Source organism: Wolbachia endosymbiont of Pentidionis agamae (assembly GCF_036711655.1).
GTDB lineage: Bacteria > Pseudomonadota > Alphaproteobacteria > Rickettsiales > Anaplasmataceae > JAZHPY01.
On sequence record NZ_JAZHPY010000030.1, the window covers coordinates 1 to 11,367 of the forward strand.

Below are 11,367 nucleotides of genomic sequence, written 5' to 3' on the forward strand. Positions count from 1 at the left end.
AAAAAATATATGGAATATATTTTTTATAATGCAAATAAAAAAGTGTCTGATTCAGCAATAATAAGCTACATTGCTTTTTATAATCTCAATATTTTCTTTTGGTAATTCTTTTATAAACCTTGAAATATACATTGTTTGCCAAAAATTATTTACTTCTCTTCTATCTGCGCAGGAGATAGTCAATTTTTCTTTTGCTCTTGTAATTCCAACATATGCGAGTCTACGTTCCTCTTCCAAAGCTTTGCCACTTCTATCTTCAAAAGATCTCTGATGCGGAAACACTCCTTCTTCCCATCCAGGTAAAAATACACAAGGAAATTCTAATCCTTTAGCAGCATGAAGAGTCATAACATATACAGTATTATCGTTATTTATGTTATCTACATCTGTAACTAAGCTAATATGTTCTAAAAAGCTTATAGAACTTTCAAAATTACTGAGCGATGAAATTAATTCTTTTACATTTTCTATTTTAGCAGGTCCTGTTACTTCTTCGTTTGTAAGCATATCAATATATCCTGATCTATTTGCTATTGCTTCTACAAGTTTACATAACGTATTTGAACTCGCCATTTCTTCCAATGCTTTAACTTTATTTAAAAAATCATTCAGTGCATCTCCTACCTTCTCTGTTATTTGAGAACTTCTTACCAATATCTCCGCTGCTTTAAAGAGAGAGATTTTATTACTTTGAGAAATAGCATTTATTTTCTTTAAAGTTGCAACTCCTATACTTCTTTTTGGACGATTCACTATTCTTTCAAAAGCAAGATCATCATCATGATTTATTGTAAGCCTTAGATAGGCAATCAAATCTCTAATTTCTTGACGTTCATAAAATTTCATGCCACTAATTATTTTATAAGGGATTGAATACTTAATAAAATATTCTTCTAAAACTCTTGTTTGAAAGCTTGCCCTAACTAAAATAGCAATATCACTAAATCTATATTGGTTCAGCTTTAGTATTTGTTCACTTATAAATCTTGCTTCAGCCTTTCCATCTATTAACTTTATCAAACTAACTTTTTCCCCTTTCACGTTTGCCGTCCATAGTTTTTTCCCTAATCTATCTTGATTATGATTAATGATATGTGCAGCAGCTGCAAGAATATGAGGTGTTGATCTATAATTACATTCCAGTTTTATAATTTTTGCATTTTTAAAATCATCAGAAAATTTTAAAATATTTTCTACTTCTGCACCACGCCAGCTATATATTGATTGATCATCATCTCCAACGCAGCAGATATTTGCATGTTGTTTTGCTAAATACCTCAGCCATATATATTGTACTGCATTTGTATCTTGGTATTCATCTACCATGATATACTTAAATTTCTCTTGGTAGTAAGATAAAATCTCATTGCACTCATTAAAAATTTGTATGTTATAGAGCAACAAATCACCAAAATCTACTGCATTTAGAAATTTTAATCTTTCTTGGTATTGATGATATACTTTTAGTGCAGCAATATCTGTTGGTTTGAATAATTCTGCTTCACTTAAGCTGGATGACATTAGACACTTCTCTTTCCATCGCTGGATTATATTCATAACATTATTATGCTTGTCAGATAAAAGATGCAATTCCATCTCATTAATAATGTTCTTAATGACTTGTAATTGATCATCTACACCTATTATAGTGAAGCCTGAAGTTAACCCTACAATCTCTGCGTGTTTTCGTAAAATCTTTGCTGCAATTGCATGAAAAGTACCAAGCCATAAAAGGTTTATATTTGTCAGTTCTAAAACTCTAGAAAGCATTTCATTTGCTGCTTTATTTGTGAATGTAACGGCTAATATCTCTTCAGGAAAGGCATAGTTATTTTTTATAATATGTGCAATGCGTGCGGTAATTGTTCTAGTTTTTCCTGTTCCTGCACCGGCTAGTATCAAAGTTGGACCATTGATATTTTCTACTGCTGATTGCTGCTCAGAGTTAAGAGATAAATCGTTCATTGTAGATCTAGTTAACTAAACTTTAAGTTAACCTTACTACCTATAGTAAGTAAAGAACTCGTTAAGATTTATGTTGATAATAGTTAAGATATTAATTATACTTATATATATAAACATATAATAGATTATAATAGGTAAAAATTATGACAGATAATTTAAAAAAATTAGATAATTCTAAAAGAGAAATACAATCTGATGATTTTCAATCAGATAAAAACAGTCTGCAACAAAATATGCACATGCAAAAGTTAATGGAATTCAAAAAACTCCATGATTACTCTAGTAAGAATAGAAACTTGGATCACAGAGTAGAAGAGTTGAAAAAATTAGATGAGGAATGTACAATAGAACATCCTGAAATCAGAATTGATGAACGCAGTAATGTCATACCATATCGTACTTTTTGTGCACATGGAACTAATGCTTGGACAATTTTTTCATCATTAGCTTTTACAAATGGTTCGCTACTGCCAAAAAATGAAATGAGAAAAGTAGGAATCCCTTTAGTTGCAGGAGAGCGCCGTGGCAGTAAAAATTACAGTTTAATTAATCAAAACTTCATATCTACTGTTGCTCTTGACTGCCTAACAGCAGACTTATATTATGTTTATGATTATGCAAATCGTGCAACAAAAGAATATAAGCAAGATTATGATGTACTGAAGAGGAAATATCTTAAAAGGTGTATAACAAACAAAGGAATAACTGATCTTCTAAACGATAAAATCTTACAAGAAGCGTATGAAACATTATATGATATTCCAATAGTTGTCTTGGGTGATGGAATAGGAGAATCACATATACGTTCAGATATAAGTAATGAGGTTGTGTATGAGAGATTCAATATCAGAGTTATCTTGGTACGTGAACAAGAAAAAGAGTACGTGCAAAATTTAATACATTCCATTGATCAGAAAATAACTATTCTTACCAAAGAAGAAGTTGATGATTTTCATGAAAATAGAAAAAAAGAGAAAGGTTACGGCTGCTATGAAAATAGTTTTTCTTATGATTTTCAAAAAGTGTTTGCAGATAAATTACATTTTAATTTTTCCACTGAATTTAGTGAATGTAATCTAAAAAAGAAAAGAATAATATATAAGAGATCAGAAGGAAACACATTAAAGCCAGAGATCTATGATTATTATGTTGAATACCTTGTGCCTAATAAAAAAGTTAGATTTGTTGGGTTTTTAGATAAAAATCTAACAAAAATTACCACTTTAAGTACATGCGGTATTATGTTAGCAACTGGAATAACATTGTGTTTTGCTGTTAATCCTATTGTTGGTGGCGTATTAATTGCAGTAGCTGCAGCGATTTATGGAATTGTAAAGATCTGCAATCAAATGAAAAATCAGAATATTAAGTAGACTTCTACTAATATTAAACAAATTTCTAGTGTGGAAAGTGCAGTTCTAAACAAAACAGTAGAATTTATAACTTATTATTAGTAGCAGTAATAAAAAAACTGCTCCTAATTACTTTACAACACCAATTATTTAAGTTAAATAAGGTGTATATTATTGCATTACATTATATCTTATACAAGAGAGGTTTTTATGAGTTTTACTTTACTTGAGCTTCCATACGAAAAAAAAGCTTTGGAGCCATATATATCGGAAAAAACTTTAGAGTTTCATTATGATAAGCATCATAAAGGATATGTTGATAAACTTAATTTACTGCTTGTAAATAATACAAGTGAAAATTTGGAAAGTTTAATAAAGAGTGTACATGGTAAGAGCGATAAGGTTGCAATATTTAATAATGCAGCACAGGTATGGAATCATACTTTTTATTGGAGTTCAATGAAGAAAAATGGAGGAGGAAAACCACCTGAAGATACTTTAGCTGCAAAAAAAATCAGAGATGATTTAGGCGGCTTTGATAAATTTACTGAGAGTTTTTCTGAACATGGAATGAATCAATTTGGTAGCGGCTGGGTGTGGTTAGTGTTAGAAAAAGGAAAACTGAAAATCACTAAAACTCCTAATGCAGATCTTCCGCTAGTTCATGATCAAATACCTATACTTACTATGGACGTATGGGAACATGCATATTATTTGGATTGCCAAAATCGTAGAGTTGATTATATAAAAATCTTCCTGGATCATTTAGTTAATTGGGATTTTGTAAATAGCAATCTATTAAAAAATCAGTAGTTCTATTTTGAGCTAAGTGCAGTAAAGCTATATGGTAAAGTTAAAGTGCAGTTAAATTAACTTTGATAAGTAAATAGCAACTTTACACCCTTTTTTTATAATAGAAGATAATATGTTATAACCAATGGCGTTTTCTGCATCATGCTCAATAGCGGTATCCATATGTTCTAATTCTTCATCACGAAATTTGCTTATGGTATCCTTTAGTTCACTTTCTTCTAAGTGCATAACTTGTTCTTTATAATGTTCTCCTATTACTTCTTCAACTGCAGCAGTGCAAGCCATCGCAGCTTTTTCTCCCATGAGAGCAGTGACTGTACCAAGCGTAATTCCCATTAAGTGCCAAATAGGCAATAAAACCGTTGGGCGCACCTTAAGCTTCTTGATCTTTTCATTAAAATAATGAAGATGCACCTGCTCTTGCTCCTCCATTTTTAAGATTTCGTGAATTATAGAACTGTTCTTAAGCACAAATTTCTGACCAGAGTAAATACAAATAGCACCATATTCACCTGCATGATTTACTCTAATTGCTTGTTCTAAAAACTTACCCCTAAGCTTAGTAATATTGCAGTCTTTTATATCTTTTTCATGTTCCATTTTACCCTAAAATACCTTAACTATAAACTGAAGCTAATACCGCAAGATTTAAAATTTCTGATACTGATGCATTCATCTCCACTACCTGTGCTGATTTTTTTATTCCTATTAAAATAGGGCCTATAATTGAGCTATTTGCCACTTCTTGCAACAGCTTTAAAGCTATACTAGCACTATGCATGTCTGGCATAATAAGAATATTGGCTGGCTCAGTAAGCTTACAAAATGGATATAAAGATAGCATGTTATGATTTAGCGCAACATCAATTGATAATTCTCCATCATACTCAAAATCTACCTTAGATTTTTCTAAAATTTCCATAGCTTTATAGATTTTTGCTGCACTATTTTGCTTGCGGCTACCAAAATTTGAGGATGAAATAAAAGCAGCTCTAGGTTTATGACCCATCTGCTTTGCTTTTTTAGCAGACTCAACCGCTATTTTCGCTAAATCTTCTGCCATTAAACTTTCATGCACAGCAGTATCCGCAATAAATAAAATGCTATTTTTTGCAATAACTACAGATAAACCAAACAATATATCATCTGTTGATATAATTTTCTGAATATCATTTAAAGAAGAAGAATAACTTCTTGTAAGCCCAGTAATTAAGACATCACCATCACCACAGGCAAGCATACAAGATGCAAAAACATTGCGGTCTGTTTTCACTTCACGTATACAGCTTCTATAAAGATAGCCGCGGCGCTTAAGCTTATCATACATATAATCTATGTATTTATTATTTTGTTCCACTGAGACAGCAGCATTCATTATCATAATATTCTTCATGTCTGGAATGCCGAGCTCTTTCATATTTTCTTTAACTTTATCACTGCGTCCAACCAGTATTGCTTGACCATATTTATTATTGCACCATTCCGCAGCAGCTCTTATTGCTTTTTCTTCTTCTCCTTCTGAAAAAATTATCCTTTTTGGATTTTTTCTCAAGTTATTATATACTAAATTCAGTGTGTCAAAAGTAGGAGAAAGACGTGATCGCAAATGATTACTGTATTTATCCCATTCTTCTTGTGTTTGTATCTCTTTTCTTGCAACTCCTGAATTAATTGCAGCTTTTGCAACAGCTGGAGAAACTGTTGAGATTAATCTAGGATCAAATGGAGTAGGAATGATATATTCAGGTCCATAATTCATTCTTCTTCCGCCATATGCTGTAGATACTTCATCGAGCACTGGTTCACGTGCTAGCATCGCTATAGCATTTGCTGCAGCTATCTTCATTTCATCATTTATTGTTGTTGCTCGCACGTCAAGCGCTCCTCTAAATATATAAGGAAAACCCATGACATTATTAACTTGGTTAGCATAATCAGATCTACCAGTTGCGATGATTGTATCAGGCCTTATCGCTTTTGCTATTTCAGGTTTAACTTCAGGATCAGGGTTTGCAAGAGCAAAAATAATTGGATTTTTATTCATGCTGAGTAACATTGCTTCGTTCAGTACATTTTTTGCAGATAATCCAATAAATATATCAGCACCTTTCATTGCATCAGACAAAGAACGCTCAAGAGTACTAGTTGCATATTTTTTTTTCCATGGGTTCATATCTTCCTTTCTGTCTTGATAGACTACTCCCTGCTTATCGCATAGTACTATATTTTCAGCACCCATAGATTTAATGATTTCTAAACATGCAATCCCAGCTGCACCAGCTCCATTCATGACAATCTTTACATTCTCTATTTTTTTGCCTACAATATCTAGAGCATTAATTATTCCTGCAGCAACTATCACTGCGGTTCCGTGTTGATCATCGTGGAAAACTGGAATGTCCATTAGTTCATTTAAGCGTTTTTCTATTATGAAGCAATCTGGTGACTTTATATCTTCTAAGTTGATTCCTCCCCAACTTTTTCCTAAGTGTTTAACTGCATTAATAAAGTCTTCTATATCCTCTGTATCTACTTCTATGTCTATTGCATCGATATCAGCAAAGCGTTTAAACAATACAGCTTTACCTTCCATAACAGGCTTTGATGCGAGTGGACCGATATTACCAAGTCCAAGCACAGCAGTGCCATTTGAAATTACAGCAACAGAATTTCCTTTTGCAGTATAATCATAAACTAAATTAGGGTTATCAGCTATTTCCAGACAAGGTGCAGCAACACCAGGGGAATAAGCGAGCGACAAATCTAACTGCGTAAGTAAAGGTTTTGTTGGTAAAATAGATATTTTACCTGGTCTTCCATCTCTTTTATGAAATTCAAGGGCTTCTTGTTTTTTTGGATCATTGTTCATAGCAGCTACATTTAAAATCACAACCATATAATTATAATAGTTTATCACAAAATATTCAAGATGAAGTAAAGTTCTATATTCTTATAGTTCTTTTAAAGCTAGAGTATTTATTTCAAAATAAATGAGAACTGCTTTTGAAAATGAAGATTATGCATAATATTAAGCATGTAAACTTTTATAGATTCAAAAATTAAGAGACAAATTAAGTAATGAAGATTACTCTTATATAATAACTCTATTAGAATGGTAAATAAAATTTCTATGATGGATATTATAACCACTTTTATTTTGATTTTTTGTTTAGTGATTTCAATAATGAGAGGATTTATAAAGGAAATATGTGCAAGGAAATATGTGCATTGATGCTACTTTTCTTATCTGTAATTATCACCGTAAATTATTATGATTTTTTCACTCCTAATTATAGTCAATATTTCTCTTCTAACATTAAAATCAATGTACTATCTACAGTATCAGTATTTATAATAATAAATTTGTTATTTATGCTAGTAAATAATCTAATAATGCAACTATTACTACCAGTGAGACTGGGTATCATTGACAGAGTTAGTGGCTCTTTAGTTGGATTATTTAGGGGAATATTATTTTCTTACATGTTATTTTTTATGTTACAACTATACTATTATACAGTATTTGAAGATGAAGTGACTGAACGTTCTCCTGAAGTGCATGAAGTTCTACCAAGTTGGATAATAGATTCATACTCTTATCAATTTTTATTTTTTGCAATAGATAATTTTGTAAATCAACAAATTTCAGAAACAAAAGTTGGCTTGTTAATTGATAAAATAAAGCAAGGAGAATGAACATGGATTTATTCTATTAGTATTGATTATATTCTTGTACAAATATAAAGTACACTACTTACTCTATATTAACTATTTCATTTTTACTTAATGCTGATATCAGAACCAAGCAATCCTTTATATTTCCCTTTTTTATAACGAAGAAATGCTGAAACTTTTGTATGATATACTGTGCAGGAATTTGGTAATTTCATCAGTAACTTGTGTAAGCTTTCTTTACTGAAAGTATCACCATCTAAGGGAGCATAATTAGAGCTTCCAGGGGATTCATAATCTAAATCAAGGTACTTTAAATGAGCAAAATTTTCTGAATGATCAATAAAGGCTTTTATACCTTCGTCACTGATTTTATGAAACTGTAAGCTGAGACTTGTAATATTGGTGCAATATTTAAAAGACTCAGCAAGAGCTTTTGCATGTTCGTCATTAATGCCGATATAAGAAAAGTCAAGACGTGTAAAATGTGCACAGCCTTCTAAAGCTCGACATAAAGCTTTTATACCTTTGCCACTAATATTAATGTCTCTACCACTAATATCAAGGATTTTAAGTTTTGGACAACTTCTTATAGACCGATATAAGCTTTCTACACCTTTATCACCAATATTATTACAGCATACATCAAATCTTTTGAGCTTTTGACAACTTTTTATAGCTTCAGCAAGAGCTTTTGCACCTTCATCACCAATGTTATTAAATCCTAAGTCAAGATACATAAGATTTTTAAGAACCTCTAAAGGGTTAGCAATAGCTTTTGCACCATCGTCATTAATATTATTGCTACTTAAATCAAGATATGTAAGATGTTTTAGATCTTTTATAGATTGACATAAAACTTCTGCTGCTTCGTGACTAATATATTCAGAATTTAATCTAAGATATGTAAGTTGTTTTAAATATTTTATAGAATCAAATATGGCAATTTGACCTTCATTACTAACTCCATAAAAATCGAAATTAATATATTTAAGATTTATACAATATTTGAGAGATCCACCTAAAGCTTTTGCGCTTTCGTCACACATTTTTTGCCTGCCACTCATTCCAAGCGATTGACTTACATGATTTACACCAAATATAACCTCTTTTAGATTGATACAATATTTTAAACACCGAGATATGGCTCTTCCAACATTTTCATCATGAAGGTTGTAAGTACCCAAATCAAGAAATTCAAGATTTGTATATTTTTCTTCCAATAATTTAGAAGATGAGAAACTAGTAGCCATTATTTTACCTATAAGTTAATTAATAATAATGACTAAATTTTTAACTTTTTTAGTGTTATTTTTTCATAACCAATTAAAATTGTGACATATATCCTTCTGCAAACAGGCAGCAATAACAGTATTGATCATTAGAAAAGCTATGGTCATAGGACCTACACCGCCAGGAACAGGTGTTATAGCTTTAACTTTTTCTTTTCCTTGTTCAAAATCAACATCACCTACAAATCTTTTCTTATCTTTTACATAATTTATTCCAACATCTATTACTATTGCACCAGATTTTATCCAAGAAGATTGAATGAATTTTGGTTTACCTACTGCTGCAACTACTATATCTGCTTGAGAACAATAATGAGCTAAATCTCTGCTTTTAGAATGCAAAACTGTAACAGTACAATTTTCATTTAGTAGTAGATGGAACATAGGTTTACCAACTATATTTGACCTGCCAATCACTACTGCATTTTTACCAGAAATATCTTTTTCAACTGATTTAATTAAGTATAATGAGCCTTGAGGTGTACAAGGAATCAGACAATTTCTTTCTCCTTTTACTAACTTTCCAACATTTTTGTCATGAAAACCATCAACATCTTTTTCTACTCTTACTGAATTAATTATCTTACTTGAGTTAATATGATCTGGAAGAGGTAATTGTACCAAAATTCCATTTACAGATTTATCTTCATTTAACTCTTTAATTTTATCAATTAATTTATCTTCCTGTATATCAGAAGGCAGGAAAATGGTTTCAGATTCTATTCCTATTGACTCTGCTTTTCTCTGTTTATTTCCTACATATAGGGTACTTGCTGGATTGTCTCCCACAAGAATAACCTTCAAGCACGGTACAATATTATGTTCAGCTTTTAGTTGTTTTATAAAACTCGCAAGCCTCAAACATAAACCATTTGCTATCTCTTTACCGTTGATAATAAACATTATTTATTGCTGCAAAATAGTATTTCTATATTAAGAATAAGACAAAGAACTTTATTTATAACTTTTTCTTTACTTTAAGGCAAGAATCTTTGATTTCAAGAAAAATGAGAAAGATAATTACTTCGTTGCATAACAAGCCATTTTATATTATAATTTAAATTTAATAATAAACAGCAAGATGGTTGCTTCATTACAAAAAATTATTATAGGTCAGCTGGAGAAAAATTTAGGCCAACCATTTTTACATAAACTTGCGGTAGATAAGGAATACTTTCGAGAGGTTAAAAAGTATGTAGAAGCAGGGTGTTCATCTTTAGCTAATTTCTTGAACATGCATTATGTTGTTAATAATTCAGAAGATGTAATCAATCAAGCACTATATCTTGCTTTAGAAAGCGATAATAAAGAAATGATGTGTGTTTTAAAAAAATGTGGTGCAAATGTTGATAATTTTATTAAAGAAAATTATGATAAATCTGAAGAATATAAAAGAAGAATAGAACAAAATTTTGATGAGATTGCAACTATTATAACCAACTATAAGGATTCAATTTCACTTGTAGGCCATGCCAATGTTTTGTTAGGTCTTTTTAATGTTTATTTTTATCTTTTTATATGTCCTGATTATAGTTCAATATCTACTACTGATAGCACAACACATAGAGTTATGTTGGGAGCTATAGTTGCTGCAAGTTATGTTTGCTGTGTAGGAGTATATATAATGATGAAAAGCTTTTCTGATAATGATGAAAAGCTTTTCTGATACTGAATTTAAAAATAATACTTTAGAAATGTACAACAATAAAGTGCAAGTAGACAAATACGAAAAAATAGCTAAAAAGATGTCAAAAATATTAGATGAAATAAAAATAGAAGAAGTATCACCTATGCATATTAACATATAAATAGAAAAGTTTATGCTTAAATTCCTTGCCATTCTTTAAACTCAGAACATTTTATATCAAGTAAACCTAATACCTTTTGAACAGAATGATTAATAATCTCATCTAATGAATTTGGTTTTATATAGAAAGCTGGCACTGGTGGAGCAATAATTGCACCCATTTCTGTTAAACTAACCATATTACGTAAATGTCCCAAGTGCAGAGGGGTCTCTCTTATCATTAGAACCAACTTTCTTCTTTCTTTGAGAGTCACATCCGCAGCTCTAGAAAGTAAACTAGAAGTATTTCCGGATGCAATTTCAGACATTGTTTTCATAGAGCATGGAGCAATAATCATTCCCAAGGTCTTAAATGAGCCACTTGCTATCTTTTCTCCTATTTTTTCTTCTGGGTAATAAAAATTAGAAAGTGATTTTATATCTTCAAGTGTCACACCAGTTTCATGAGATAAAGTGATTTTCCCAG

General features: G+C 30.9%; 11 protein-coding genes. 5 read left to right on the forward strand and 6 right to left on the reverse strand.

Annotated features, from left to right (window positions below):
* Nucleotides 1-51: 51 nt before the first annotated feature.
* Nucleotides 52-1,965: an ATP-dependent helicase gene (locus V6U76_RS02540; RefSeq protein ID WP_333023453.1), complete on the reverse strand. Its 1,914-nt coding sequence runs from the start codon at nucleotides 1,963-1,965 to the stop codon at nucleotides 52-54.
* A gap of 143 nt (nucleotides 1,966-2,108) precedes the next feature.
* On the opposite strand from V6U76_RS02540, the gene V6U76_RS02545 reads away from it, so the two are divergent.
* Both V6U76_RS02545 and V6U76_RS02550 read left to right on the forward strand, forming a co-directional pair.
* Nucleotides 2,109-3,338 (forward strand): hypothetical protein, encoded by a 1,230-nt coding sequence (locus tag V6U76_RS02545; RefSeq protein ID WP_333023454.1) that lies wholly within the window; start codon nucleotides 2,109-2,111, stop codon nucleotides 3,336-3,338.
* A gap of 189 nt (nucleotides 3,339-3,527) precedes the next feature.
* Complete coding sequence (locus V6U76_RS02550) at nucleotides 3,528-4,130, forward strand: superoxide dismutase (RefSeq protein WP_333023455.1); 603 nt, start codon at nucleotides 3,528-3,530, stop codon at nucleotides 4,128-4,130.
* Nucleotides 4,131-4,181: 51 nt separating this feature from the next.
* On the opposite strand, the gene V6U76_RS02555 is transcribed toward V6U76_RS02550, so the two are convergent.
* Nucleotides 4,182-4,730 carry a demethoxyubiquinone hydroxylase family protein gene (locus tag V6U76_RS02555; RefSeq protein WP_333023456.1) on the reverse strand — a complete coding sequence of 183 codons (549 nt, stop codon included), beginning with the start codon at nucleotides 4,728-4,730 and terminating at the stop codon, nucleotides 4,182-4,184.
* A 16-nt stretch (nucleotides 4,731-4,746) separates the two neighbouring features.
* Nucleotides 4,747-6,999, reverse strand: coding sequence for an NADP-dependent malic enzyme (locus V6U76_RS02560; RefSeq protein ID WP_333023461.1), 2,253 nt, complete (start codon nucleotides 6,997-6,999; stop codon nucleotides 4,747-4,749).
* Nucleotides 7,000-7,361: 362 nt separating this feature from the next.
* Between V6U76_RS02560 and V6U76_RS02565 the strand changes: the two genes are divergently transcribed.
* A complete protein-coding gene (locus V6U76_RS02565; RefSeq protein WP_333023462.1) occupies nucleotides 7,362-7,826 on the forward strand; it encodes a CvpA family protein in 465 nt (154 codons plus the stop codon).
* An 83-nt stretch (nucleotides 7,827-7,909) separates the two neighbouring features.
* On the opposite strand, the gene V6U76_RS02570 is transcribed toward V6U76_RS02565, so the two are convergent.
* Together V6U76_RS02570 and folD are read right to left on the reverse strand one after the other, a co-directional pair.
* On the reverse strand, nucleotides 7,910-9,055 hold the full coding sequence (locus V6U76_RS02570) for a leucine-rich repeat domain-containing protein (protein ID WP_333023457.1): 1,146 nt from the start codon (nucleotides 9,053-9,055) through the stop codon (nucleotides 7,910-7,912).
* A 63-nt stretch (nucleotides 9,056-9,118) separates the two neighbouring features.
* Complete coding sequence (folD, locus tag V6U76_RS02575) at nucleotides 9,119-10,000, reverse strand: bifunctional methylenetetrahydrofolate dehydrogenase/methenyltetrahydrofolate cyclohydrolase FolD (RefSeq protein ID WP_333023463.1); 882 nt, start codon at nucleotides 9,998-10,000, stop codon at nucleotides 9,119-9,121.
* Nucleotides 10,001-10,175: 175 nt separating this feature from the next.
* On the opposite strand from folD, the gene V6U76_RS02580 reads away from it, so the two are divergent.
* Complete coding sequence (locus V6U76_RS02580; protein WP_333023458.1) at nucleotides 10,176-10,760, forward strand: hypothetical protein; 585 nt, start codon at nucleotides 10,176-10,178, stop codon at nucleotides 10,758-10,760.
* Nucleotides 10,744-10,902, forward strand: coding sequence for a hypothetical protein (locus V6U76_RS02585; RefSeq protein WP_333023459.1), 159 nt, complete (start codon nucleotides 10,744-10,746; stop codon nucleotides 10,900-10,902). Before V6U76_RS02580 ends, V6U76_RS02585 begins: the two co-directional genes overlap by 17 nt.
* Before the next feature lie 16 nt (nucleotides 10,903-10,918).
* Here V6U76_RS02585 and V6U76_RS02590 read toward each other — a convergent pair.
* Nucleotides 10,919-11,367: UbiX family flavin prenyltransferase (locus V6U76_RS02590; RefSeq protein WP_333023460.1), on the reverse strand; the 449-nt coding region annotated here is incomplete at its 5' end.

What these genes read in the sequence shown, in the direction of transcription:
- V6U76_RS02555 (WP_333023456.1), bottom strand. Translation starts at nt 4,730, where the DNA reads ATGGAACATGAAAAAGATATAAAAGACTGCAATATTACTAAGCTTAGG.
- V6U76_RS02550 (WP_333023455.1), top strand. Translation starts at nt 3,528, where the DNA reads ATGAGTTTTACTTTACTTGAGCTTCCATACGAAAAAAAAGCTTTGGAG.
- V6U76_RS02560 (WP_333023461.1), bottom strand. Translation starts at nt 6,999, where the DNA reads ATGAACAATGATCCAAAAAAACAAGAAGCCCTTGAATTTCATAAAAGA.
- V6U76_RS02580 (WP_333023458.1), top strand. Translation starts at nt 10,176, where the DNA reads ATGGTTGCTTCATTACAAAAAATTATTATAGGTCAGCTGGAGAAAAAT.
- V6U76_RS02565 (WP_333023462.1), top strand. Translation starts at nt 7,362, where the DNA reads ATGCTACTTTTCTTATCTGTAATTATCACCGTAAATTATTATGATTTT.
- V6U76_RS02540 (WP_333023453.1), bottom strand. Translation starts at nt 1,965, where the DNA reads ATGAACGATTTATCTCTTAACTCTGAGCAGCAATCAGCAGTAGAAAAT.
- V6U76_RS02585 (WP_333023459.1), top strand. Translation starts at nt 10,744, where the DNA reads ATGAAAAGCTTTTCTGATACTGAATTTAAAAATAATACTTTAGAAATG.
- V6U76_RS02545 (WP_333023454.1), top strand. Translation starts at nt 2,109, where the DNA reads ATGACAGATAATTTAAAAAAATTAGATAATTCTAAAAGAGAAATACAA.
- V6U76_RS02570 (WP_333023457.1), bottom strand. Translation starts at nt 9,055, where the DNA reads ATGGCTACTAGTTTCTCATCTTCTAAATTATTGGAAGAAAAATATACA.